This window comes from Enterococcus durans, assembly GCF_002277935.1.
Classification (GTDB): domain Bacteria; phylum Bacillota; class Bacilli; order Lactobacillales; family Enterococcaceae; genus Enterococcus_B; species Enterococcus_B durans.
Map to the genome: position 1 here is coordinate 1,530,046 of NZ_CP022930.1, position 26,107 is coordinate 1,556,152.

The window sequence follows — 26,107 nt, forward strand, 5'->3', positions numbered from 1 at the left end:
TGGGGGAAATGACAAAAACATTAAAAGATGAAATCATAGAAGAGAGCAAGCGTCTAGGGATCGATAAAATTGGATTTACTACAGCTGAACCATTTGACCATCTAAAGGAATCACTAGAGTCACAGAAAGCAGCGGGACATACTTCTGGTTTTGAGCATCCAGTGATTGATGAACGTTTGTATATAGAAAAAACGTTTGAATCTCCGCAGTCGATCATTTCGATTGCTTTAGCTTATCCTACAAAAATTCATGAAGAAGTACCCAAAGATGAAAAACGTGGGCAATTTGCACGTGCCTCATGGGGAGTCGATTATCATGATATCTTGCGTGATCGCTTAAATAAACTGATCGATTTCATCAAAACAAGAGCAGCTGTATGGCAACAAGAGGATGCTTGGCGATTTGCACCGCAAGTCGATACAGGAGAATTGATCGATGTAGCGGTGGCGCAACGTGCTGGATTAGGATTTATTGGCAGAAATGGCTTGTTGATCACAGAAGAATACGGCTCATTTGTGTATCTTGGAGAAGTTGTTACAAATATCCAATTTGAACCTGATGAGCCCGGTGTATTTGGCTGTGGTAACTGCACACGTTGTATCACGGCATGTCCTACGAAAGCATTATTAGGTGATGGACGGATGAATGCTCAAAGGTGCTTGTCGTATCAGACACAGACGAAAGGATTAATGCCTGAAGAATATCGGAAGAAAATGCGTAATGTCATTTATGGTTGTGACATTTGCCAACTCGTCTGTCCCTATAATAGAGGAAAAGATTTCCATTTTCATGACGAGATGGAACCGAAAGTCGATGAAGTTTATCCCAAATTGAAACCAATGCTCCAATTATCAAATAAGGAGTTCAACGCACAATTTGGTCATTTAGCCGGTTCGTGGCGTGGAAAAAAACCACTGCAAAGAAATGCCCTCATTGCTTTAGCCAATTTAGGCGATACTTCTGCTTTACCTGAGATCGAGAAATGCTTGACGGATGTTAGACCTGTGATCCGTGCAACGGCAGCTTGGGCAATTGGTCGCTTAGGGAGAAAAGAACCAAAAAAATGGATAGAGACTTTAGAAGTTGTCGATCAAAAAGAAGACAACGAGGAAGTTTCAATAGAAATAGCACAGGCAATCACAATGTTACAAAAGAAAAACAAAGAAAAACGACCGAATAGTTAAGAGGTTTCTTCCACAAACCATGATTTTTGTCCAGTAATTGTTGTAACAATTGCTGGATTTTTTGCATTTTTAGTAAAATTTTTAAAAAAATGAGAGTTATTTAAAGAAAAATGGAAAAAAATAAGCTTTAAAAATGAGCTTATATTACAAAACATAAGTTTTTCTAAACAAGTTAAGAAATAGTTAAAAAGCGTTTCCTCACTTGATACATAAGGCTTTTGTAAGAATTCTGTATTTTTTTTACTTTGAGTTATGTTACAAATATTAAAAATTCGCCGATTTTGTCATTAAATGTCACACTTCTTTTACCTATGAAATATTTTTAGATGATAAAGTTAATGACGTTGATAAATACATGGGAAAATAAAGGAGATAAATATGAACTCAATTAAAAAGATCGTTTTAGGTACAACTTTTGCTGCTGGTGCAACTGCTATGTTTGTAGGAACAACAAATGCGCATGCCGATGAAGTCTATACAATCCAATCTGGTGATTCACTATCAAAGATTTCACAAAAATTTGCTGGTGACAATTCATTGATCAAAGCAATTGCTGAAAAAAATAATGTTGCAGACATTAACCGCATTTACGTTGGTGAAGAATTAACGATCCCAACTTCTAGCGATTCTTCAGCAAAAACTGAAGCAACACCAAAAGTAGAAGCTCCAGCGACAACTGAAACAGCAACGCAAGAATATACATACGTTGCACCAGTTGAAACAGTTGAAGTAGCACCTGCTGCTCCCGCTGCTGCAACAGCAACAACTCCAAGCAATACAAGTTCTTCAAAAGAATGGATTGCCAATAAAGAATCAGGCGGTTCTTATACAGCAACTAACGGCCGTTATATCGGACGTTACCAATTAGATGCATCATACTTGAATGGTGACTACTCTGCTGAAAACCAAGAACGTGTAGCTGACCAATACGTTACTTCACGTTATGGTTCATGGGATGCTGCACAAGCATTCTGGTTAGCAAACGGCTGGTACTAAGTCGAGTCTAGCAAATAATAATAAATAATTAGATGAACCAAGAAATCGTTACAGCGATTTCTTGGTTTTTTTTTGTAATAGAACACTGTTAGAACACCCAAAACAGGAAATGATTGGTAAGAAAGGAAGAAGTTACGTTATAATTAAGAAAACGCTTTAATACAAAAAGCATAAACGAGGTGATAGGATGAGTACAAAATCATTTTTACAGGCAAAAGATATAGAGCCTGAGAATCCACTGCTATCAGGTATTCGCACCATAATCGAGACGGCGTTTTATGGAAACAATGTCGAGCGGATTCCCAATTTGCAGACCGCTTATCAGTTAGCAAAAGAAAGCCCAGGAACGATTGTCACAGATCTACCAATCATGCATGCTGAAGAATTTAAGTTACCACAAGATGCAAAAATACTAGTGTTCAATGATGGTAAGGTCGTAGGGCGAACAGCATCAGCAAGACGGGTTATCGGAGAACCGATAATTGATCAAAAGAAATATGAAGGTATTTTACGTGAAGCTGTTTATCAAAGTAGAAAGAGAGCATTTTATCATGGTGAAGTAATCGTTGGGTTGGACAATGAGTTTTCAGTCAAGTCACACTTGCTGATTCCTGAAGGGTTCGAGAACAATCTCTATTCTTATCTGTTGAATTTTCAATTTGCTACGGATGAGGTTGAAAAAGTCTATCAAAACTCCACTGTTTATGATGAAGGGGACCTTTATATTTTTTGTGATCCCTATTGGACAGACAGCGAGCATCCTGATGGCTTAGTATTGTTTGATCCTCATCATAACGTGGCAGCTGTCTTAGGGTTGCGCTATTTTGGGGAGCTGAAGAAAGCTACCTTGACGCTAGCGTGGGCGATGGCAAACAGAAATGGATTTGTTGCTTGCCATGGGGGCATGAAGCAATATTCTTTAGATGATAGAACTTATACGATGGCTGTTTTTGGCTTATCTGGCTCTGGAAAATCCACGATTACATTAGCGAAACATGCAGAAGATCTACCCGTAACGATCCTTCATGATGATGCGTTTATTATTTCTCGAAAAAAAGGGTCGACAACTGCGTTGGAACCTTCCTATTTTGATAAAACACAAGATTATTCTTCCGATGATCCTACCATCGCCTATTTTCTTACTTGTCAAAATGTGGGAGTGACAACGAATGAAATGCGAGAAAAAATAATCATCACACAAGATATTCGTAATGGAAATGGTCGGACAGTGAAATCTCGTTTCGTCACTCCAAATCGCGTAGACCATTTGGCTGAACCGATAGACGCTGTTTTTTGGATCATGAAAGATGACTCTTTACCACCCGTTTTAAGAATCGATGATCCCACATTAGCTACCGCTTTTGGAGCGACATTAGCTACGAAACGTTCGAGTGCAGAAAATGTGACAAACGGTGACACCAACCAACTAATTATAGAACCTTTTGCAAATCCCTTCCGTGCCTATCCTTTAGGCGAAGACTATCAGGCATTTCGAACGCTTTTTGAATCAGGTCGTACCAAATGCTATGTATTGAATACAGGAAATTATAATGGAAAAAAAGTAACACCAGCAATCACCTTAGGGAGTATCGAGAAAATTGTTCGCGAAACTGGGAAGTTTATTCCATTTGGCATGCTACCTAGAATTTCTTACTTGTCGATTGAAGGAATGGAAGTGCCTTTTGATGATAGAGCATATAGACAACTATTGCAGGAACGTTTACGGATACGCACACAATATATTCGCTCATTAAATGCCTATCATTCGTTGCCAAAAGAAGCAGCAGAAAGTATTGAAAATTTGATTGGCCAATTAGCAAAATAGCACTTGGATTTGATTTATTCAGTAGGATAGATAAGCTATAATAAAAAAGCGAGATACCCAGAAATAGTGTCATTATTTCTGGGTATCTCGGCTTTTTATTGATTGATCTTTATATAAGTATGAATTTCCTTTTGATAATCAGCCCCTTGCCAAGAGCCAGTGTTCAGATACATAGCTAAAAGATAACCAATAAAGGGTCCTGTCGTTAATCCAGATGAGCCGAGACCGCTAGCAACAAGGAGTCCTGGATCATCTGGCAATGGACCAAAGAATGGAGCAAAGTCAGATGTATAAGCACGGGTTCCCACTTGGAGATGATGTGATTGAGCAAAAATTTTTTGTGGTTCTTCCAAAAAACTAGCAGCATTTTCACTCAATTGTCGATAAGCCTCTTCAGTAGGGGTCAAGTCCCAACCACCAGTATTTTCGTGGGTAGCGCCTAATAAAATTTTTCCATCAGTAAAGGGGATCAAATCCGCTTCTCCATCCAACATCGCGACAGGCCAATCCTGGCTCTGGGAAGAAGCTGTATCAAATACCACAAGTTGTCCTTTTTGCGGCCGAATATCTGTCTGATAACCTAAAGGAGCCAATAAGGCTTTTAATGCAGGTCCTGGTGATAAGATCACTCGGTCGAAGTTCTGTTTTCCTGACTCACTTTCGATCACCCAATCATCCTGAGCTCTCTTTAAGTGCGCTTTTTCATGGAGTTGTTTGATCCCTTTATGAGTAAGTCTTTTAGACAGTTCATTTAAAAATGTTTTTCCATCAAGTTTTCCACCACCGCTGATATACAAAGCGGGCGTTCGCTTCAATAGAGGAAGAAGTTCAGATGTTTCCTCAGGTTTCAGTAAACGAATCTTGCCGATTTCTGGTGCCTCTTTTTTTCTTTCTTCGGCCAAATCAGCTAGTTCGGCTAATTGTTCCGTTTTACGGAGTATGATGGTACCAGACTGCGCATAGATCGATTGACCAAGTGAAAAATCTTGAACTAATTTCGGGAAAAAAGCGGCGCCGTCTTTTGCTAAATGGTACCATTTCTTGTTTCTTCTTTTGGAGAGCCAAGGAGAAATGATCCCGGCGCTAGCTTTTGTTGCTTGACCTACTCCATGATCGTAAAGTACGATCTCAAACTTTGTTGTATCAAGATAATTGGCTAAAGTCATTCCAATGATCCCACCACCGATAATGGCAATTTTTTCCATAAAGAAAGCCTCCTTTTTTCAGTCTCTATTTTCCCATAAACTCGTCAATCAAGAAAGTGTTGAGACAGTTCCTCCTTATTAGAAACAGTGTGTGCTTTATATTAAGACGACTGAAGTGTTGATTAGAGAAAAAGTACTCGTCTAGGTAAGAAACTGCTGGGAAATAGTTTACAGAGAAATCATGCTTTCTTTTTTGCTAAACTATACTGGATGAACTGGATAAAGCTGATTATCAGTAAGAAAAGCAATACGCCTAAAGCAACTTTTGATCCTAAGGTAGTAGCATCTCGGTAGTTTAATGTTGTATGGTCTTGGATAAGATTGATAATAATCGCTACTAGAGAAGTTGCAACAGCTCCAGAAAATTGTTGTAAGGTGTTGAATACAGCATTCCCATCACTTTGTGCATCTGCCTGCAACGCATTCATCCCGGTAGTCATCATATTACTGTAAGATAAGCCGATACCCACCATATAGATCACATGGCAAAGAACCAAGAATAGCAGAGAAACATGTCCGATGAGAAGAACAAGTGCAGACCAACCGATAAGCGCAAGGAGCAACCCAGCTAGAATCGGTTTTTTGGGTCCATACTGATCTAGTAATTTTCCAGAAAAAGGCGATAACAAAGCTCCTACAGCTGCTCCTGGAAGCATAGCGATGCCAGCGATGAATGGACTACTTCCCTGAACGATCTGTACAAAATTAGGTAGGACAAAGGAAATACCCAACAATAAGAACTGATAAATCAAAAAACTAAACAAAAATAAACGAAAGGTTTTATTGTGAAAAATAGTCAATTGGATCAAAGGGTATGCTGCTTTTTGAGTGCGTCGATAAAAAATGAAACAGCCAATGATAGCGATAACTAACGCAAGCCAACCCACCGTTGTGCCTAACATACTCAAGAAAGTCAAACTTCCGCTAAAAAGGAGACATAAACCTAAGACGCTTGCTAGGTCTAAACGGCCACTCTTTTTAACTGGAATAGTAGGGATAGCAACTAACCCAATGACTAATGAAAGCAGTAATACGGGAATAAGAAAAAGAAAAATGTGATTCCAAGTAAAATTCGAAGTTAAAATACCACCGTAAGTCGGTCCGATTGCAGGAGCAATAGCGGTAGTCAAAGTACCGACTCCCATCATTGCGCCACGTCGATTCATCGGAGCAAAAGTTAAAATAATATGGAACATCAAAGGTAATGCGATTCCTGTCGCCGCTCCTTGCAGAAGTCGACCAAGGAGTAAAACCAAAAAAGTTGGAGAAAAGAAGTCAACGATAATTCCAGCTAAAAACAGTAGATTGGACAGTAGAAAAAGACTGCGTATACTAAAATTTTTAGTAAGATAAGTCGACAGGGGGACGATGATCGAGATCATCAATAAATAGATAGTCGTAACCCATTGGACCTGTGCTGTAGTTAATTGAAATTGGTTGATCAAAGTTGGAAAGGTTACGTTCATTGCCGTTTCAATCAACACTCCGGCAAAGGACATCATACCTGTAGCGATCACCGCAGGTACTAATAGAATATGTTTTTGTTTTGTCATCGTGTTCACCTCAAAAAAATTTCGTAAAAAAAGAGAGTGATTTCTATTTAAAAAAATAGAAATCGCCTCTCTCTCGACACGCCAGTGACGTGTTATCTGTACGATTTGTTTACATCGCATATTCTAGCATAGAATGAAAATTAGTGTCAACAACGTTAGCCAAGTCTGAGTAAAAGAGTTATGATAGTATGGAATGGATAGATAACAGGAGGACGGAATGGAAAAAATCGATTGGAAAAAAAGTGAGCCTGGTTATAGTATAAAGAAAAGACCACAGATCTTAGTATTACCTGAGCAGCATTTTTTTAGTATCAATGGGGTCGGTGACCCAAATGATGAAGATTTCCAGCGACGTGTTGCTTCTCTTTACGCATGGAGTTATGCTATTCGGATGTCACCAAAGAAAGATTGGGTTATCCCAAACTATCAACCTTACACGGTGTATCCACTAGAAGGTCTATGGGGAATACAAGAGAAGTACCTCAACGAAAAAGTAATGCAAAAAAAACATTTTGCTTATCAATTAATGATCAAACAACCTGGTTTTGTAACCAAAGAAGTGGCACAGGAGGCTCTTGTCCGAAGTGCGCATAAACTACCGTCCGAGCTGATAGACCAATTGCAGTTTGTAACGATCGAAGAGGGATTGACTGCGCAAATGGTACACGTCGGTCCATATGATGATGAACCCGCAACATTTAAAAAGTTGGCTGATTTTATTCAAAAAGAAGGCTATGAACGGACGTCTAAAGAGCATAAAGAAATCTATATGAGTGATCCACGTAGAGCAAATCCAGAAAAAATGAAGACGATTTTGCGTGTGTCGATTGCTCCAAAATCGATTTGTTGATTCATAGAAAATAAAAGTAAAAAATACTAAAAAGAACAAAAAAATCAGTTTTTTTTGTTATAATAAAGACGAGAGGTGTCCAGTATGAAAAAAATCCAACGACAATCATTGATTCGCAGAATCATTACGGAACAACCAGTCAGTACCCAAGAAGAACTTTTAGCTAAATTACAAGAAGTTGGTGTTAAAGCAACTCAAGCGACGATTTCCCGCGATATTCGAGAAATGAAGCTGGTGAAATCCCATGATGAGAATAAGCAAGTACGTTATGCATTATTTAGTCAACCATCTGAAACATTGAATGAAGAACGACTAAAATCAGCTGTCAAAAGAGAAGTGTTAAAAATTCAAATCGTACAATTCATGATTGTCGTGTTAACAGAAAAAGATGGCGCAGATGTCGTAACGAATTGGTTAGATGAAGCAGCCTACCCAGAAGTTGCTGCAACGATCGCTGGTGTAGACACATTTATTGTGATTTGCCGCTCTGAAGAAGATGCACAAGCATTTGCAGAAAAGTTAGAAAAAATGAGAGAATAAAGGAGGAAGATACGAAATGTCTTTTATGAAAGCGCTACAGAATGGTTCGGATATTCGAGGGATTGCTATTTCAACAGAGGAATTTGATGCAAATCTAACAGCGAAAGAGATGGAAAAAATCAGTTGTGGATTTGTTACTTGGCTAAAAAAAGCAAATGGACGAAAGTATCAAGATGGAAAGTTGACTGTCGGCATTGGGCGTGACAGCAGAATCAGTGGACCACTGTTAAAGGAAGCGTTGATTAAAGGACTAGTCGATCAGGGAGTCAATGTCATCGACTTTGATTTAGCCACTACTCCTGCCATGTTCATGGCAACTCAGTTCTCACAATTCCAGTGTGATGCGAGTGTCATGTTGACGGCAAGTCATTTACCTTTTTACTTCAATGGCATGAAATTTTTTACAATGCAAGGTGGAGCCGAAAAAGAAGATATCGCCTTCATATTGACAAAAGCCACTGAAAAGAATAAAAATGGATATACAGGATCGGTACGTAAAGCAGATTTAGTAACTATCTATGCCAAAGATCTAGTCCAGAAAATCAGGAACGGTATCGGAACGACAAATGAAAAACCATTAGCTGGTTGGAAAATCATTGTGGATGCTGGGAATGGGTCAGGTGGTTTTTTCGCTGAACTTGTTCTTGAAGAATTAGGTGCGGATACGACTGGTTCACAGTTCTTAGAGCCAGATGGTCATTTTCCAAATCATATCCCTAATCCTGATAATCAAGAAGCAATGGTTAGTATCAAAAAAGCGGTACTGGCAAATAAGGCGGATCTAGGTGTGATCTTTGATACAGATGTGGATCGTTCAGCAGTAGTGAGCGGGAATGGTCAAGTGATCAATCGAAATAATTTGATTGCCTTATTAAGTATGATTGTCTTGAATGAGCATCCAGGAGCGACGATAGTGACAAATTCTCCAACATCGACACATTTACAAGCATTTATCGAATCAAAAGGGGGAAAACAAGATCGCTATATCTCAGGCTATCGAAATGTTATCAACAGAGCGTTGGCATTAAATGAATCAGGTGTCGATGCACAGTTAGCCATTGAAACAAGTGGACATGCGGCGTTTAAAGAAAATTATTTTTTAGATGATGGTGCCTACGTGATCGCCAAAATATTGATGCTTCTCCCAAGATTAAAAGAGGAGCAGTTGACATTAGAAGCAATCATTCAAGGATTAAGGCAACCGGTTGAAGTGCAAGAAATTCGCTTAGGGTTGACTAGCGATCATCCACAACAAAGAGGAAAAGAAATCATTCAGCGCTTATCCGATGCATTAGAAAAATATCCGGGAATGAAATTACAGCCAGAAAATCAAGAAGGCATTCGTTATGATTTAAAAGGAGTTTATGGCGACGGTTGGTTCTTACTTCGTCCAAGTCTCCATGAACCTCTATTAGTTTTACAAATTGAAAATGATATAAAGGGAAAAAATAGCACAGCGTTACAAGTGCTCTCGCGAGAATTAGCAACATTTCCAGATGTTGAGCCACTGGTATTAGCGGAGGATGAAGGGTAAAAAGTGAGGGGAAGGGATAAAAATGGTTATGAATATGATCATCTTTTTAACAGTGTTGGTCTACGGGGTGAATTTTTTGGTTTTCATGTATCTTAAAATCAATCATATCAAGGATTATGTAGAAAAAATCGCCATTTATTTTGGAACAAATATGACATTGCTGCTTACAAGTGGCATCTTTCTATTCTTTGGAAAATTGGTGGAAGATGGTATTTTACTTTTCGAATAATAAGCAGAATCTTTGTATAAACTCCTGAATATACTTACACTAGTAATATGAAGTGAACTATCGAAAGGAGTAGTACAATGAAAAAATTATACGAAACAGCGATGATCAATCACGGTGGGCGAGAAGGGGAAGTTGAAGCACCGAATGGTTCCATGCACATGAAGATCACTCCCCCAGGCATACACGCGGACGGAACCAACCCAGAACAATTATTTGCAGCAGGATATGCTTCTTGCTTTAACGGTGCGTTACAGCATATGATCAAAGAAGCGAACCTAACTGTTGATTCTACTGTCAAGGCACGTGTATCCCTTTATACCCTTGACGAAGGCGGATATAAAATTGGTGTGGTACTAGAAGTCCATGTAGAGGATGTCAGTGAAGAAGAAGCAATGAAATTAGCAGAGCAAGCGCACGACTATTGTCCTTACTCCAAGGCGACCAAAGGAAATATCGATGTAGAAGTTACGGTCGTTTGATCATAAATGAATAAAAGAAAAGCGCCTCTAGCAATCAGAAACCGATTGCTAGAGGCGTTCTTTTTACTTTTTAGCTGGAGGGGTGCCATACATTTTCGGTGTGACACGTTTTAGCTTAGGCTTAGCTCCTTCGATCTTTGGTTCGTCCAACCATTGATATTCGCCTTCACCGTCTAATGCTTTACCACTAGCCCAAGGGCCTTTACTGCTTTCATCACCTTCGGAAAAATTATAAAAGTCGTAGGCGATATCTTTACGTTCATTTTCACGATTGAAGGTACTTGGAACAAGAATCGAACCTTCATTTTCTTCTAATTCTTTTACTGCGCTAGCCCATAGATTTTGGTGATAGCTGTCTCGTGCAAGTAGCACAGAGAGTAAATCTTTCACGCCGCGGTCATCGATCATTTCATAGATACGCGCGACTTGCAAGCGTCCTTGTGATTCCGCATTGAGATTGGCACGGAAATCAGCAAGTAAATTGCCACTTGCAATAATATAACTACCGCTCCAAGGGTTACCAACGCTGTCTGCTGGACGTGGTCCTAAGCCGGCAACGATTGCTTGTTGCGGATTCATTCCTGAAATAATCGCACCAATCGTTGGATCTTTTTTCATTGCTTCTTCTTGATCTTCCACAGGTGCGTCTTCTAATAGACGTGCGACCATCGTAGCCAACATTTCCACATGGCCAAGTTCTTCGGTAGCAATATCCATCAGCATATCTTTGTATTTTTCTTCTCCTCGGCAGCTCCATCCTTGGAAAAGGTATTGCATTGCCACACTCATTTCTCCATACTGTCCACCGATAAGTTCTTGTAAATATTTCGCGATCAACGGATTGGGACGATCTGGTTTTGCTTCAAACTACAATTCTTTTTGGTGTCTGAACATCAAAATTCCTCCTAATCTTTTTTTGATACCTCTCTATTGTGATACGAATGGAGGAAAATATCAAAGAAAACGATTGCTAAATCATTTTTGTAGTATAAAACACGTTATCTGGAAACAAAAAAGTTATTTTTCTTTTTTTATAAATAATTTTGAGGGTGAACTGAGTGGTAAAAACAAGAATAAAGTGAGGATTATGAAGCGTGTAAAGAAAGTAGATAGAACGAATATAAAAATATAGAAAAAATTTTAGAAAATTGATAGTTATCAAACTTTTTGAATTATTGTTATTTTATTTTTCTAATCGTTTATTCTTTATTCTCATTTTAGTTTTTTTACTGATTGTCTTTTTTAGTACTATTGATGAGGATCATTCTATAAAACGCCTATTATTCTTTTGTTGTTGTTAGGTTTTAATTCCTTATACAAAGGTATTTTAATATAGTTAGAGTTATTTTCATTTTTGCTCGGTTATAAATGCGAAGGTATCGGCGTTTAGGATATTATTTGAATAATAATTAGAAATGTATTAAAATTAAAAGAGAAATTTTATGTAATTATTCATTTTAATTTATGTGAAAAAACACGCATGTTTTTTAATTATGAGGAAGGGAGTAAAAAAAGTGAAAAAAATCGGCTTGAAGGTGCTACAGTTTGTTGCTATGTGTATGTTGGTGAGCCCATCCTTTCAATCGATCATTCATCTAGCTGATCGAGATGTAATTGCAGATACCGTCGCAAATACAGAAAAGAAAGTTTATCTAGATGAAGATTATGCGAAGATTGAAGGAAAATATGTTGAAAAAGAAGACACCCTAGAATGGACATTGGAATTTGAAAAGAAAAAAAGTGACAATGAAGGGAGGATCCGTATTGCCATCGATACCGCTGCAGCTGGTATTGGCACAGTAACCAATATCCGTGGGAGCGGATTAGCCTCTTATGACGAAGAGGGAGCAGAATTAAAAACCGAAACGATCAATGAACAAGAATGGTATGTTGGAAAAGTGTATTCAAAGAATCAAGAAACTGGAATGTTGATTTTTGAAACAGAAAAATTACCAGACACCAAAGAAGGAGAGTTGCCTCTTCAAGTCGTTGTAGATGAGAAAGTTAAGGTAACTGATAATGAAGCAGCTGACAATAACGAAGGAACTGATAATCAAGAAGCTGTTGAAAATAAAGAAGAAACCGCTGAAACGCAACGAGATGACACATCTGTAGAATCAGACGAACCGATCATTCCGAGTGGACAACCCTTAGCTAGAGTCCAGAGTCCATTGTTCAGTGGTATTTTAGCGCGTCTTGGTCCGACTGCGACTGACGATCCATATACCTATGTCTATCCACAAGGTTCCGCAACTAGCGAACAAAATCGGTATCCATTGTTTGCCACGAATGACTTCACTAGTGTGTTAGATAACTGGAGTCAAAGCAGCGAGGCCTACAGTGGAGATAAAGGTTCGCTTTACGATAATAATCAATTGATCGATGATTCTGATTATTCGATTGGGGGTGCAAACTGGCGGAATTATAATTACGCAACGGATAATGGTTCTACTGCCACCGAAGGAGATACAAATCTCCCTGCTCAAACAGTTCAGCTTTGGGGAACGGAACGGAATTTTGCCAATAGTTATTTAGATTATAATGGTGCGTATGTGAAAAAATGGGTGGAACCAGTTTTACCAAGTACTATAGAAGAGGGTGTTTCTCCACAAGACGCAACCACACTTTACAATGTTTATTTAGATGTGATTGGTGGAGAAGATAAAAGCATCACGCCGGTCGATGTGGTATTCGTCCTTGATAAATCAGTAAGTATGAGTGAAGGAACGACAGGTTCGGGAAGTCAAAGTAAAGATGCCGCCTTACGCGAATCAGTTCTTGAAATCAGTAGAAATTTGTTGTCTGCTCCGGAAATGGATGTCCGCATTGGGTTAGTCAATTTTTATCGCGCAAGTTCATCATCTATTGATCTTAATCTAATTAATTCAGATACTTTAGATATGACAGATAACATCAATTCAATAGCTAGTAGCACTGCACTGACAAGGACACCTTCTGGAGGAACGCCTTTGACATTAGGGTTGAGAAAAGGCTATGAGGTTCTCTACGCTAATAATGGAGGAACAGAGAGAAATCCTGAGAAGATTTTGATTGTTGTGGGGGATGGGACCCCTACCTTTAGCTATGCACCGATTCAGTCAAGAACTTCGAGGGGAGGCAATAATTGGAACAGTTGGAATGTGATGCCAGATAAACTGGCAACAGATAACGGGACCCTCTTTAAAAATTTTGAAACCTTTTCCGGAAATACTTCTAATGCTGGTTTTACGTATCCTGTAACCTATGCGACAGATTTCAACCGGCCAGCTAACACGAATCAAATTCAATATCGTTATGGAGAAGTAAAAGATGGCGATAATAAAGCAACGCATTGGGCAGGAACTGGAGGCGCAGATAATGATACGACTGGAGCGGCTACTACTCAAGAAAAATCTTCAGCGATCAATACCGTGGCGTATCATCATTGGCTAAAAAATACCTATGAATCGCCGCCAAATATTTTTACGATCGGTTTAGGAATTGAAGGAAATGTTTCTGGTAGACAGCGATTAGATGCGATTGGCCGAAATGTGTTGAAAAATATTGCTGATACGAAGCCGAATGGGACAGATCCTTATTATTATAATGCCAATAACAAAGCAGAAATTGTAGATGCTTTAGAAAATATCTCTGCAACATTCAAAAAAACGATCGAACAGGCGACGCTATATGATGAAACGGGATTCAATGTTTCACTGTTTGGGGGCGGAAATTCGGCAGAAATCCAGTATTACCATTTGGAGAACAGTGAATCAGGGACAAAATATGAAGCACCAGAAGTTTGGGATGTATCAAAACATGGAACGAAGCCACCAGATGTTGTAGCAACACCAACACAATATCAAGGACATGAGAATCATGCATATGCGTTTTCTCCGATTTCGTTAGGAGAAGGCGAAATGGTTCGGATCAAGTACCAAGTCAAATTAGATGGGGGGGCACAAGATGGTAAGTTCTATACAGTGAATAATATGGCTTATCTACAAAATCTAGAGGATTATCAAAACGATCGAGCGACAGGGCGAATGTATCTGCCAGCTCCGTCGATTCGATATGAACACAAGGATCGAAATCTGCAAATCCAAAAGACTGGGCAAGAGGGTGAAGCACTGGCGGGTGTAGATTTTGCTTTATATGATAAAGATCCTGATAAAAGTGAAGTAGAACCGATTGAAATAAGACGGACGACGAATGACGGACTGGCTATTTTTGAAACCAAGATTCCTATACTTGGAGATGAAGGCGGCGCAGAGAGTGATGTTTATTGGATAAGAGAAATCTCAGGTCCGCCACGTTATCAATTGATTGATGAGACGTATTCATTTCAAGTAAGAAAATATATTGCCGGCGAAGGGGATCCTATAGGACATTATGAATTGGTGGATGCGAGTACTTCAGGAGAACGAAAAGGTGGTCCTGAAGGCGAAGACAAAGATGCCATTAATGAAGGAGAATACCATACATTCTCGGTTGTCCAAAACTTAAACGATGAAAAAACAGATTATAAAGATCTTTACGTCAAACTAGAAATACGTAATGAGTTCAAACCTGTTCACTTGAATATTGAAAAGCTGGTCCAAGGTAGGAACATGCCAATCAATGGCGCAGAATTTGAAGTTTATGAGACAGATGGCGAAGGGAATGCACAAGGAAATGCGATTGCTAAAGGTATTTCTGGGAGCAATGTAAAAGAAGACAAAAAAGGGCTCTTGACGCTCTATCGTGTCAATGGAGAAGGAAACTACATCCTAGATGAAACTAATAATAAAATTATTCATCCATTTGGTGATCCCGATTCATTTGAACATGGCGATGAAGGCGATAAATATGCAGAATACAAGATTATAGAAACAAAAAGTCCAGAAGGCTTCGAAGATCCTACAGAAAATGATGGTTGGCTCTTGCAAATCTATGGAAACAGTGAGGGAACGATCAAATATCAGCGGTTAAATGAAGAAGGCTGGCACTACTTAACATTTACCGAGGACGACGATGGGCTGCTGTGGATCGACTATGAGGTGTATAACACCTTTAAATACCGCGAAGTTAAAGTGAAAAAAGTCGATCAAAATGGTGAACCATTAGATGGGGCAGGCTTCGATATCAAAAAGACAGACGATTCAGAATTTCCACTGTATCGAGCTTATACAGGGAATCCGCTTGATACAACTACTCAAGAACCAGGTATTGGTTCCTTCTATCTTTATAGAGTTGGTCTCGACAAATATGAGGATCTTGAATATACCGATCCTTTGAAATTAGCTGTGGGTAAGTATGAAATCTCTGAAGCAGTTGCACCAAATGGCTACCAACTCTCTGGTCAGACTGCTTCATTTGGATTGAATGAAGAAGGTCAATTTGTGATCAATGGAGTGGCGATCACTGATGAGACAGCCGATTTAGGAGAGGACTATGCGATTATTGATGGCGTATTACAAGTTACGCTGAAAAATGAACTCGCACCGCTTGATTTAACGCTATTCAAGCTAGATAGTACGAATAATCAAAATCTACCGGGAGCTGCATTCTCACTTGAACGTGAAGTGAATCCTGGGGAGTATGAGATGATCGATGATGGCTTGACACCCGATCAAGCCGACCTTTCGAAGTTTCTTTCACAAGATTTAGCTGCAGGAAATTACCGGATCAAAGAAGAAACAGCGCCAGACGGATACATGCGTTTGCCGGGATATTTTATTTTGACCATCAGTTATCGAGAAACGGCAGAAACATCAGGAGGAAAAGTTATCCCTGGAAAAGAAAAAGGCAGTTTGAAAGCCGAGATAGCCTATTATCCAGATAGTGGAACGGATGACCCGTCAGTTACGCAAGAAGTAACCTATGAGTTGACAACAGACAACCGCATCCAATTATTAGTGAATATTGGAAATGACCCAGAGAAGCAATTGCCAGCTACTGGTGGAACAGGCCCTTACCTCTATTTCATCATTGCGGCACTCCTTATAGGGGTCTCCGCACTGATTGGTGGCGTACTGTATGTTAAGAGTCATAGGAAGGGGAGGGTCTGATCATGAAAAAAGTAGGCATGCTACTTCTCCCAATACTTGTTTTCTTGCCAATCGTAACAGCACTATTTTCTGTTAAGAGTCATGCGCAAGAAAATGCGGGAAATACGGTTGAATTCATTTTGCATAAGAGAATGGTCCGCGATGTGGATTACACAGAAGAAGTCTTTCATCAAAATGATGGATTAGAGATTGCTACTGACCAAAAAGACACGTTACTCTCGCAAACTGAGCCATTGAATGGTGCAACTTTCCAGATGTACGAACTGACTGATTATTATGAGAAGCAAAAAGGCCAAATGACGAGCGAAGAATTTGTACAAAATTTTGCTGCAATGGATCGCTCAACGATCAACGAACTGATTGCGAGCGAAAATTTAGAAAAAGTAGGTCCGCCAGTTACCACGGCATTCGATCAGGTAGGAAATTTAGGGGATGGGATTGCGCGAATCACTGCACCTAAGAAAAACCAAGACCGAGATGCTGTGTATTTGATTTTTGAAGAATCGATCGACCGAGAAACTGGCTTGGATGTTGACTTGGATCAACATGCGATCCCAATTGTTGCCGTTTTGCCAATCGTGGATCCAATGGACCACACAAATGAACTATCACAGATTCATATCTATCCGAAAAACGTCGGATATCTACGTGATCCGTATTTCTTTAAATACGGGCGTCAACAAGGATCACAAGAAACGGGAGTTCCATTGCAAGGTGTGGTCTTTGCATTGTATCAACTGATTGAGGGGAAGAAATATTATTTAGATATGTCACCTTCGATTGATTTGAAGAACAAATGGATTGAGCCACAAGCTAACGATCCATTGGGGGATGTGAACGTTAGTAAATTCATTTCTGATAAAGCGGGTCTGGTCACTACAGGTGGGCGATTATTACCTGCAGGCACATACTATTTTGAAGAACTGAAAAGTGTGGACGATTATACCATTAGTAAAGAAAATCAAAAAATCGAAGTAGTGATTCCAAGGTCTTGGCAGAATGCCGATGGACAACCAAACTATGTCACAGTCAATGGACAAGAAATGGCAGAACTAGAATCCGGGAATGTGCCTAAAGTAGCTTATACCGAAGCCAAACCACGGGTATACAATGAAAAAACGGACAAAAAAACTACCGAAGACAGCAACAAGCAAGCGAATCTTACACCAGATCGACAAGAACCGAAGGAATCCACTTGGTTGAGTTATCCAAAAGCAAATGAGACAAAATCATTGATTTCATTAATCGGAATAGTCTTGATCATAGGTGCGGGTTTAAAACTAAAAAAGGAACGGGGAGAAAAAAATGAATAAGTTGAATTTGATAAAAGGGTTCAGTATATTGTTACTTGCAACTGTGGGATTTGGGAATAGCCAGGATACGAAAGCCGCAGAAGTGTCAGAAAAACCAAGTGAGATCACGATCACATTACACAAAAAGGGCTTTGAGTCCTTGCCAGCTGATCAAGCGAATAGTGGTCTGGTTTCGGATAAATTTGGAGAAGAGAATATAGCCGGCGTGGACTTTGAGCGATTCGACGTGACTGCGGTGTATTACGGCTTGTTAAAGGATGATCCAGATACGCAAGATGTTGATGATGGGATGACTGCTGCTGCAGCAATTGCATGGATGCAAAAAAAAGATTACAAAGATTGGAACACGATCCTTAATGGTGTAGACCCAATTGATAGTCATACCACAAACACTGATGGAGAAGCAGTCTTTGCCAATGTACAAGTCAGTGATGACGATGGGAAAGATAAAGTCTATCTGTTTTTAGAAACTTATTCGCCAGCCCATATTTCTAAAGTTGCTGCGCCAATGGTCGTGATGATGCCAGTGATGATGCCAAATGTGGTTGATGGCACATGGGATGGCAACTCTTGGAAAGACACATTCAATACAGATGTCCATCTCTACCCCAAAAATGAAGTACGAGAAGCAGATAAAAAAATGAATGTACCTGATGGTGATGAACTAAGAGAAGTTATCCTCGATAAAGGTGACGAAGGTACAGAAACGATTTCATATCTTGACCTAGAAAAAGGAAAACAAGTTTCATATACGATCACTGCACCGATTCCTTATTTTATTGATTCGATCAATGGTGATTCGTCTGCTGTCATTAAAAACTTTGTAATAACAGATACACCAACAGCAGGATTAAGCTACTTTGATCAAGAGATAGAGGTAAAAGTCGGAGATGAAGTATTAATCAAGGGAACAGATTACTCTGTCGTACAAAACAATAATGGGTTTTCAGTAAAGATCTTAACAGAAACAAATGGTGTGGCGAATGCAGAAACGTTAGGTAAATTAGCCGAAGGACGTGGAGGCGATTTAACGATCACCTACAATATGCTAGTGACAGCAACGATCAAAGCAGATGAATTCCATAATAACACTGCAACGATCTTGATTGGACGTAATGATGCCTATGATTACAATGAAGAAGTGATTCCAGACGAAAAAGTAGCCACTGGCGGTAGAAAATTTGAAAAATATGATGCGTCAAGTAAACAAATGTTGAGTGGTGCACAATTTGAGATCTGGAACAGTAACAAGGAGCAATTTGCGGTCTTTTACAAAGGAGCAACAGCACTAGAAACCTATGCAGCGGATGCAGACAGGATCGTTTGGGAAGACTCTGGATCAGAAGCTGTTGCAACGAAATTCACTTCTGATGACCAAGGGAAATTTGAAGTGCAAGGATTGGATTACGGTACGTACCATGCAAAAGAAGTCGTAGCACCAAGCGGCTATGCTTTACCGGCTGGGGATAAAGCATTTACAACATTCACGGTTTTCTTTGGAAGCTACGATGAAAGTGTATCTGTTTCAGGTCAAGTAAATCCTGGGGAAGAAAGTATTCCGAACATTAAAAAGGGGTATCTACCATCAACTGGGGGCAATGGTATTTTCGCCTTCTTACTGGTGGGACTGAGTCTAATGATCGGCGCCTATACATGGTATAGAAAATCAAAAGCAACAGAATAATTGACTACTATTGAAAAAAATGATAAATCCGAAGTCGCAGCAGTTAAAGTGATTAGCTGCTGCGATTTTTTAAGGAAGTGCTTGAAATGAAAAAAAAGCAGCGAGAAAAAAAAGCAACAATATGTTTAAAATTGATGATGGCAGTGACCTTTTTAATCGGTGCAGCGGTCTTTACATATCCTTTTTTGGCAAATGCAATCAGTAATTATTGGGATCAGCAACGAATTGCAAGCTACCAACAACGAATCGCAAAAGAAAAAGATGCGACACAAAAGAAAATACTAGAGGAGTACCAAGCTAAAAACCAAGAACTTGCGGAAGAATGGCGCTTTTTAGGCATGGGTAAAGTCAAAGATCCGTTTAAACAAGCGGTGAAAAATGAAAAAGAATCCCAAAAAAATCTCTACAAGGAGCATTTGATCGGAGCGATTTATATTCCTAAAATCAAGGTGAGTTTACCTTTATTTAATGAAACGAATGACCAATTATTGGAAAAAGGTGCCACTGTATTACAAGGTAGTTCATTTCCAATTGGCGGAAATGAAACGCATTCGGTTATTACCGCCCATAGTGGAATGGGTAAAAAGAAGCTGTTTACTGATTTAAATAGATTATCAAAAGAGGACGTTTTCTATTTAGACGTGATGGGGGAAAAATTAGCGTATAAAGTCGTTGAAAAAACCGTTGTGTTACCTACAAACGTGGAAAAATTATCGATCAAAAAAAATCAAGACTTGGTCACACTAGTTACCTGTACCCCTTATGCGGTCAACACCCATCGCTTACTTGTGACTGCGAAAAGAACGCAGATGGATGGATCTGCCAATGAACGAATCAAAAAAATAAAAAACTATCAATTTTGGCTAGCCGTCTTGCTTTCGGCTGGAGCATTATTATTTTTGCTACTTTTCAGCTATTTTATTTTTAGAAAAATCAAGAAATTAAAAAAATCTAAAAATGAATAGGAGAAAGTAAAATCGGTCTGAAGTCTCTTGTTTTATTCTTGAACAATCAGGAAAATAGAAAAAGAAACTTGCTTGTCGTATCACGTCTTCTTTGATATGGTAAAAATAAGCAAAAAGTAGGGGGGCTACATCATGGCGAAAATTATGGTGGTAGAGGATGAAGAAATCATTCGGCAGTTGATCATGGAAGAGTTGGAAAAATGGCAATTCGAAACATATGGTACAACAGATTTCAATCAAGTATTTACAGATTTTGAACAGGAAGAACCACAACTAGTGTTATTAGATATCAATTTACCTGTATTTGATGGCTACTATTGGTGTCAGAAAATCCGGGAAGTTTCAAAAGTACCGATCATTTTTATCTCAAGCAGAAATACAAATATGGATATGATCATGGCAATGAATATGGGGGCAGATGATTTTGTGACCAAGCCATTTCAAATCGATGTATTGATTGCTAAAATCAATGCACTACTTCGCCGTTCTTATAATTATGCTGAACTGTCTAGTGAAATGATGAGCCACAATGGGATCACACTGAATGTCGATAACGGAAGCATGGAAATCAATGGAGAAATCATCGATTTGAGTAAAAATGAATATCGCTTGCTATTTATTCTCATGAAACAACATGGAAAGATCCTAAGCCGAGAAAAACTGTTGCGAGCATTATGGGATGACGAACGATTCGTTGATGACAACACATTGACGGTGAACATCAATCGGTTGCGTAGAAAAATCGAACAAGCGGGTATCAATGGATATATCGAAACAAAAGTCGGCCAGGGGTATATCGTTCCCTGAAAGGATGAGCAGTAGAAGATGAAATTTTTAAGTTATTTAAAAGATCAATGGTCTATGATCTTAGGCTGGCTTTTTTTTGTTGGACTGACGATTTTCGTCATGTGGTTGGCACCGAACATTATGATCGACTGGGGAACTGTGGGATATCTCGCCTTGATCCAAGGAGTCTTTTTGATTTTTTATTTATTTGTCAATTATTTGAGTAAACGCCGTTGGTGGGGGAAATTAGCTAATTTACAGCAGACATCGCCATTACAAAATTACTTGAGTGGTAGCCATACGGAAGAAGAAAAATTGGTGGAAGAATACATCAATCAACTGATCCGTGAACACCAAACAGTCATGCAAGAAGCGATTACCAACCAACAAGATCAAAAGGATTATATTGATTCATGGGTCCATGAAATCAAAGTACCTTTGGCAGCCTCTGAATTATTAGTACGCTCGATCGAATTTGATATCGACGATCAAAAATATACACTTTTAGAAAATGAATTGGCAAAAATCAATGAGTATGTAGAGCAGGTACTGTACTATGCTCGATTAGATAGTTTTTCAAAGGACTATTTGATTCAAGAGTATGAATTGAAGAGCATTATCCAACCAGTGATGCGTAGCCAAGCCAATTATTTTATCCAAAAAAACTTGCGCTATGAAATCGTGGGCGAAGATCAGCGAGTATTGACTGATGCGAAATGGGTGACCTTTATTTTCAAACAAATCCTTAGTAATGCGATCAAATACACTCCTGACAACAAAGAAATCATTATTTCAATTGAAAAAGGCAAAAGTGGCGTGTCTTTAGCCATCAAAGACACGGGAATAGGGATTCCCAAAGAAGATTTAGCTCGTATCTTTGATAAAGGATTCACTGGCACAAACGGACGTCTGAGTAAAACTCATTCCACTGGGTTGGGTCTTTATTTAGCTAAATCTCTCGCTGAAAAAATCGGTATTGAACTAATCGCTGAATCGACGGAGGGAGAAGGGACGACAATGACCCTATTTTTCCCAATTTTAAATTTCTATAATGAGAAACGTTAGAAAACAGTTAGAATCGAAAAAAACTTCTTGTGTTGTGAACGTTTTCGCTGATAAGTTTCTTATCATGTGAAATAAAAGGAGATTAGTTATGGAAATTTTAATAGCATTAATCCCTATGGTAGCATGGGGTAGTATCGGTTTAGTAAGTGGAAAAATTGGTGGCGATGCCAATCAGCAAACATTAGGAATGACGATTGGCGCATTCATTTTTTCATTAGTTGTCTTTTTCATTGTTAGTCCTACGATCACACCTTGGATTTTCTTGATCGGCTTTTTATCTGGTCTTGCTTGGAGTGTTGGACAAAACGGTCAATTCCACGGGATGAAATTTATGGGCGTCTCTGTTGGATTACCACTTTCTACTGGTTTTCAATTGATTTTGAATACGATTGCGGGCGCTGTCTTCTTCCATGAATGGACACAAACGAAAGATTATGTATACGGTATTATTGCTTTAGCTCTTCTTGTAAGCGGTGCTTATTTAACCGCGCGCCAAGATGATGAAGGAAAAGTAGATACAGACAATAAAATGCTTGATTTTGGTAAAGGCTTTAGAGCATTGATCTATTCTACGATTGGTTACGGTGTGTATACGATCATTGTCAACTGGGCTAATTTGGATGCGATGTCAATCATCCTTCCTCAAAGTATCGGTATGATTTTAGGTGCAAGTTTCTTTGCTTTCCGTAAAGTAAAAGTCGATCAATTTGTTTGGAAAAACATGATCTGCGGGTTGCTGTGGGGAATTGGGAACGTGTGCATGCTTATAACAGTGAAATCTCTTGGTTTAGCTGTAGGTTTCTCACTTTCTCAAATGGGGATCATCATCTCTACTCTAGGTGGTATTTTCATTTTAGGAGAAAAGAAAACGAAAAAAGAACTTGTTTATGTTATTGTTGGTTGCCTTTTAGTCATTTTAGGTGGTATCCTTTTAGGGTATATGAAAACGGCTTAATTGCTGTTTTCCAACCTAAAATGGGGAGGAACTTCAATGGATTTGTTTCGTAAGAAGGAAATCAATCTCAATCAGACGAGTGGGATGAAGAAAGATCTTAAAACAACGGATTTGATCATGTTAGGTATCGGTGCAATCATCGGTACGGGAATATTTGTAGTGACAGGGGTTGCGGCCAATCAAAATGCGGGTCCAGCACTGTCACTTTCATTTGTCTTGGCTGCAATCGTTGTCATTTTATCAGGACTGAGTTTTGCTGAATTTGCCTCAAGAGTCCCAGTGATCGGTGGACCATATGCCTATTTATATGTGGTATTTGGTGAATTTGCTGCCTGGCTAACAGGTTGGCTATTGATTGGTGAATTTTTATTAGCTGTCTCATCCGTTGCTTCAGGATGGTCAGGCTATGTCCAAGGTTTTTTACAGAGTTTAGGGGTCGGCTTGCCACATGCATTGACTGGGGGCTACAATTCTGAGAATGGAACTTATATCGATTTGATTGCAGTGCTTGTCGTGATTTTTGTCACGTATATCGTTTCTTTAGAAGCGAAAAAAGCATTACGATTGAACAACCTGATGGTATTCGTGAAGTTCGGCATCATCGCACTATTCATCGTTGTTGGTATTTTCTTCGTTAAACCTGAAAATTGGCAGCCTTTTACACCTTTTGGCTTTTCTGGTGTCTTAGATGGAGCTGCTTTAGTCTTTTTTGCCTTTTTAGGATTTGATTCTGTGGCGATGGCAGCGGAGGAAGTGAAGAATCCGCAAAAGGATGTACCTAGAGGCATTATTGGGTCGATCTTGATTGCTACGGCACTCTATATTATCGTGACGTTGATCTTGACTGGGATCGTACCTTACACAGAATTAGGTGTAACAGACCCAGTGGCATTTGCGATGCGCTATGTTGGTCATGGAACGATCGGTGCAATCATCGCGGTGGGCGCTATCTTGACCTTACTCACCGTAACGATTTCGATGATGTATTCTTTAGCTCGCTTATTATTTGCTGTAAGTAAAGATGGACTATTACCTAAATTTATGACAGAAATCGATGAGAAGCATCGAACGCCTAGAAAAGCGACGTATGTAGCAGGGGTTGCAGCATTATTCTTTGCTGGCTTCTTCCCTTTGAACATCTTAGCTGAATTAACGAACATCATGGCGCTGACATATTTGATGCTAGTCAGCTTGGGACTTTTGAAATTAAGAAAAATGTTTGGAAAACCCAAAGCAGGTGAGTTCAAGGTACCTTTTGTCCCTATCTTGCCACTCATTTCAATTCTCACATGTTTCATTTTGATGCTGCGATTACAACCTATAACTTGGCTTGTTTTTGGCATCGTCATGGTGCTTGGTTTGATCATTTATTTTGGTTACGGGTATAAACACAGTAAGATGAATGAATAAAAGAGATGCCTTGTTAGTGCTGATTCGAAAAAAAGATGGACTTTACAAAAATCATGGTGTAACTTTATCTTGACTTGCTATCCGAAAAAGCTATTTCTCGCCAACTATACGAAAAAAGAAGGGGAACGACAAGTTTTTTGTCATTCTCCTTCTTTTTATTACTAGATTGAATTTTCTTCTTCAAAGGAAGAGGAGCGAGTTTATTGTGTCAGATCCAATAATTTTTGCTTCAAGTCATCTTCCATGTTGCCTAATTCAACTTCTGCATGACGACGTTTTTCTTTTCCTTCTTGTTGAATACGTAGGGTTTCTTGGATTGTTTCAATCAAATCATTTTGAGTGGTTTGCAATGTTTCGATATCAACGATCCCACGTTCATTTTCTTTTGCAGTTTCAATAGCAGAAATTTTAAGCATTTCTGAGTTTTTCTTCAATAAGTCGTTTGTTGTTTCAGATACTTGTCTTTGTGCAGTCACCGCATCTTTTTGTCGAAGAAGCGTTAAGGCAATGACCACTTGGTTTTTCCATAGAGGAATCGCTGTAGCGATCGATGCTTGGATTTTTTCTGCCAATGCTTGGTTCGTGTTCTGGATCAAACGAATCTGTGGTGCTTGTTGGATCGTGATCTGTCTTGCTAAACGTAGGTCGTGTGTACGTTTGTCTAAACGATCTAGAAACTGCGTATAGTCATTTGCAATCTGTACATCCATTTGATCTCCTGTTTCTTCCGCTTTTTTCATTGCTTCAGGAATAATCGTTGTTTGAAGTTCTTCCATCTTTAATTCACCGGCAGCGATATAAATATTGAGTGCATCGAAATAATCTTTATTTTTTTGGTAAAGTTGCTCTAACATCAAGTTGTCTTTTAATAAGCCATCTTTTTCTTTATCTAATTTAATAGAGATCTTGTCGATTTGTGCACCGATTTTTTGATATTTTGCAGTGACTTCATAAATGGATTGTTTGACTTTTCCGAAGACACGCTGAAAAATATTTCCTTCGCCTGCACGCAGTTCATCTGGATTTGCTTCTTGAAGGCGGTACATCAATTCCGTTAAAGAATCACCAACCGGACCAATATCTTGTGCTTGGACATGGTTCAGCATCGATTGCGAGAATTCACTCAATTTTGTTTGGGCGGCAGAACCATAACTAATGACTGACTGCGCATCATTTGCATCGATTTTTGCTGCTAATTCTTTGGCTTGTTCTTGTCTTTCAGCAGGTAATTTATCAATTAGCCGTGTCTCTGTTTGCTGTTCTTGAAGCGCATTGATTTCGTTCTGTTGCGTTTGGGTCAATTTATCTGTCGGAGTAGAAAACGGATTGTTCAATAAGTCTTCTAACGTATCATTGACAGGGGTAATATCTTTCGGTTCGCTTGGATGATTGTTTACCATTAAAACTCCTCCTTGTGGTTCATTGAAACTACTTTCTTTCATCATATAAATAAAGTGATAGGAATGCAATCACGTGATAGTGGATCAAACATCCTATTTTGGTCT

Annotated in this window: 19 protein-coding genes and 1 pseudogene; 16 read left to right on the forward strand and 4 right to left on the reverse strand. The window is 39.1% G+C overall.

What is annotated here, in order from left to right:
• Positions 1-8 precede the first annotated feature (8 nt).
• The 3 genes from queG to CJZ72_RS07305 all read left to right on the forward strand — a co-directional run bounded on the left by queG (position 9) and on the right by CJZ72_RS07305 (position 4,005).
• On the forward strand, positions 9-1,184 hold the full coding sequence (gene queG, locus CJZ72_RS07295; protein WP_081134945.1) for a tRNA epoxyqueuosine(34) reductase QueG: 1,176 nt from the start codon (positions 9-11) through the stop codon (positions 1,182-1,184).
• A gap of 378 nt (positions 1,185-1,562) precedes the next feature.
• Entirely contained in the window at positions 1,563-2,180 is a 618-nt protein-coding gene (gene apf / locus CJZ72_RS07300) for an aggregation-promoting factor (RefSeq protein WP_005879382.1), read from the forward strand.
• 187 nt (positions 2,181-2,367) lie between these two features.
• Complete coding sequence (locus CJZ72_RS07305; RefSeq protein WP_081135646.1) at positions 2,368-4,005, forward strand: phosphoenolpyruvate carboxykinase (ATP); 1,638 nt, start codon at positions 2,368-2,370, stop codon at positions 4,003-4,005.
• Positions 4,006-4,100: 95 nt separating this feature from the next.
• Here the strand turns inward: CJZ72_RS07305 and CJZ72_RS07310 are convergent, their stop codons facing one another.
• Complete coding sequence (locus CJZ72_RS07310) at positions 4,101-5,210, reverse strand: NAD(P)/FAD-dependent oxidoreductase (RefSeq protein ID WP_081135644.1); 1,110 nt, start codon at positions 5,208-5,210, stop codon at positions 4,101-4,103.
• Positions 5,211-5,389: 179 nt separating this feature from the next.
• Positions 5,390-6,763, reverse strand: coding sequence for an MFS transporter (locus CJZ72_RS07315; protein WP_081135642.1), 1,374 nt, complete (start codon positions 6,761-6,763; stop codon positions 5,390-5,392).
• A 217-nt stretch (positions 6,764-6,980) separates the two neighbouring features.
• Between CJZ72_RS07315 and CJZ72_RS07320 the strand changes: the two genes are divergently transcribed.
• From CJZ72_RS07320 to CJZ72_RS07340, 5 genes are all read left to right on the forward strand, one after another.
• Positions 6,981-7,613 carry a GyrI-like domain-containing protein gene (locus tag CJZ72_RS07320; RefSeq protein WP_095443724.1) on the forward strand — a complete coding sequence of 211 codons (633 nt, stop codon included), beginning with the start codon at positions 6,981-6,983 and terminating at the stop codon, positions 7,611-7,613.
• An 84-nt stretch (positions 7,614-7,697) separates the two neighbouring features.
• Entirely contained in the window at positions 7,698-8,153 is a 456-nt protein-coding gene (gene argR, locus CJZ72_RS07325; RefSeq protein WP_081135640.1) for an arginine repressor, read from the forward strand.
• Positions 8,154-8,169: 16 nt separating this feature from the next.
• Positions 8,170-9,687: a phosphohexomutase domain-containing protein gene (locus CJZ72_RS07330; protein WP_081135637.1), complete on the forward strand. Its 1,518-nt coding sequence runs from the start codon at positions 8,170-8,172 to the stop codon at positions 9,685-9,687.
• Between the two features lie 22 nt (positions 9,688-9,709).
• Complete coding sequence (locus CJZ72_RS07335) at positions 9,710-9,916, forward strand: hypothetical protein (RefSeq protein WP_005879368.1); 207 nt, start codon at positions 9,710-9,712, stop codon at positions 9,914-9,916.
• Between the two features lie 77 nt (positions 9,917-9,993).
• Positions 9,994-10,395: an organic hydroperoxide resistance protein gene (locus tag CJZ72_RS07340; protein ID WP_005879366.1), complete on the forward strand. Its 402-nt coding sequence runs from the start codon at positions 9,994-9,996 to the stop codon at positions 10,393-10,395.
• Positions 10,396-10,458: 63 nt separating this feature from the next.
• On the opposite strand, the pseudogene CJZ72_RS07345 reads toward CJZ72_RS07340, so the two are convergent.
• Positions 10,459-11,289: pseudogene (locus tag CJZ72_RS07345) on the reverse strand (manganese catalase family protein).
• Positions 11,290-11,909: 620 nt separating this feature from the next.
• Between CJZ72_RS07345 and CJZ72_RS07350 the strand changes: the two are divergent.
• The 8 genes from CJZ72_RS07350 (at position 11,910) to CJZ72_RS07385 (ending at position 24,602) form a co-directional block, all read left to right on the forward strand.
• Entirely contained in the window at positions 11,910-16,424 is a 4,515-nt protein-coding gene (locus tag CJZ72_RS07350) for a VWA domain-containing protein (protein WP_095443725.1), read from the forward strand.
• A 2-nt stretch (positions 16,425-16,426) separates the two neighbouring features.
• Positions 16,427-17,737 carry a pilin N-terminal domain-containing protein gene (locus tag CJZ72_RS07355; RefSeq protein WP_081135632.1) on the forward strand — a complete coding sequence of 437 codons (1,311 nt, stop codon included), beginning with the start codon at positions 16,427-16,429 and terminating at the stop codon, positions 17,735-17,737.
• On the forward strand, positions 17,730-19,421 hold the full coding sequence (locus tag CJZ72_RS07360; protein ID WP_081135629.1) for a SpaH/EbpB family LPXTG-anchored major pilin: 1,692 nt from the start codon (positions 17,730-17,732) through the stop codon (positions 19,419-19,421). The genes CJZ72_RS07355 and CJZ72_RS07360 overlap by 8 nt, the downstream gene beginning before the upstream one ends.
• Before the next feature lie 86 nt (positions 19,422-19,507).
• A complete protein-coding gene (locus CJZ72_RS07365) occupies positions 19,508-20,386 on the forward strand; it encodes a class C sortase (protein WP_095443726.1) in 879 nt (292 codons plus the stop codon).
• 132 nt (positions 20,387-20,518) lie between these two features.
• A complete protein-coding gene (gene sapR, locus CJZ72_RS07370; protein WP_005879354.1) occupies positions 20,519-21,193 on the forward strand; it encodes a two-component system response regulator SapR in 675 nt (224 codons plus the stop codon).
• Between the two features lie 18 nt (positions 21,194-21,211).
• Positions 21,212-22,237, forward strand: a complete 1,026-nt coding sequence (gene sapS, locus CJZ72_RS07375; protein WP_005879352.1) for a two-component system sensor histidine kinase SapS — start codon at positions 21,212-21,214, stop codon at positions 22,235-22,237.
• Between the two features lie 88 nt (positions 22,238-22,325).
• A complete protein-coding gene (locus tag CJZ72_RS07380) occupies positions 22,326-23,192 on the forward strand; it encodes a GRP family sugar transporter (RefSeq protein ID WP_005879350.1) in 867 nt (288 codons plus the stop codon).
• Between the two features lie 36 nt (positions 23,193-23,228).
• Positions 23,229-24,602, forward strand: a complete 1,374-nt coding sequence (locus CJZ72_RS07385) for an APC family permease (RefSeq protein ID WP_005879347.1) — start codon at positions 23,229-23,231, stop codon at positions 24,600-24,602.
• A 200-nt stretch (positions 24,603-24,802) separates the two neighbouring features.
• On the opposite strand, the gene CJZ72_RS07390 is transcribed toward CJZ72_RS07385, so the two are convergent.
• A complete protein-coding gene (locus CJZ72_RS07390) occupies positions 24,803-26,002 on the reverse strand; it encodes a toxic anion resistance protein (protein WP_081135826.1) in 1,200 nt (399 codons plus the stop codon).
• Between the last annotated feature and the right edge of the window lie 105 nt (positions 26,003-26,107).

Coding starts and splice junctions, on each gene's coding strand:
- queG (WP_081134945.1), top strand. CDS start 9: ATGACAAAAACATTAAAAGATGAAATCATAGAAGAGAGCAAGCGTCTA.
- apf (WP_005879382.1), top strand. CDS start 1,563: ATGAACTCAATTAAAAAGATCGTTTTAGGTACAACTTTTGCTGCTGGT.
- CJZ72_RS07305 (WP_081135646.1), top strand. CDS start 2,368: ATGAGTACAAAATCATTTTTACAGGCAAAAGATATAGAGCCTGAGAAT.
- CJZ72_RS07310 (WP_081135644.1), bottom strand. CDS start 5,210: ATGGAAAAAATTGCCATTATCGGTGGTGGGATCATTGGAATGACTTTA.
- CJZ72_RS07315 (WP_081135642.1), bottom strand. CDS start 6,763: ATGACAAAACAAAAACATATTCTATTAGTACCTGCGGTGATCGCTACA.
- CJZ72_RS07320 (WP_095443724.1), top strand. CDS start 6,981: ATGGAAAAAATCGATTGGAAAAAAAGTGAGCCTGGTTATAGTATAAAG.
- argR (WP_081135640.1), top strand. CDS start 7,698: ATGAAAAAAATCCAACGACAATCATTGATTCGCAGAATCATTACGGAA.
- CJZ72_RS07330 (WP_081135637.1), top strand. CDS start 8,170: ATGTCTTTTATGAAAGCGCTACAGAATGGTTCGGATATTCGAGGGATT.
- CJZ72_RS07335 (WP_005879368.1), top strand. CDS start 9,710: ATGGTTATGAATATGATCATCTTTTTAACAGTGTTGGTCTACGGGGTG.
- CJZ72_RS07340 (WP_005879366.1), top strand. CDS start 9,994: ATGAAAAAATTATACGAAACAGCGATGATCAATCACGGTGGGCGAGAA.
- CJZ72_RS07355 (WP_081135632.1), top strand. CDS start 16,427: ATGAAAAAAGTAGGCATGCTACTTCTCCCAATACTTGTTTTCTTGCCA.
- CJZ72_RS07360 (WP_081135629.1), top strand. CDS start 17,730: ATGAATAAGTTGAATTTGATAAAAGGGTTCAGTATATTGTTACTTGCA.
- CJZ72_RS07365 (WP_095443726.1), top strand. CDS start 19,508: ATGAAAAAAAAGCAGCGAGAAAAAAAAGCAACAATATGTTTAAAATTG.
- sapR (WP_005879354.1), top strand. CDS start 20,519: ATGGCGAAAATTATGGTGGTAGAGGATGAAGAAATCATTCGGCAGTTG.
- sapS (WP_005879352.1), top strand. CDS start 21,212: ATGAAATTTTTAAGTTATTTAAAAGATCAATGGTCTATGATCTTAGGC.
- CJZ72_RS07380 (WP_005879350.1), top strand. CDS start 22,326: ATGGAAATTTTAATAGCATTAATCCCTATGGTAGCATGGGGTAGTATC.
- CJZ72_RS07385 (WP_005879347.1), top strand. CDS start 23,229: ATGGATTTGTTTCGTAAGAAGGAAATCAATCTCAATCAGACGAGTGGG.
- CJZ72_RS07390 (WP_081135826.1), bottom strand. CDS start 26,002: ATGGTAAACAATCATCCAAGCGAACCGAAAGATATTACCCCTGTCAAT.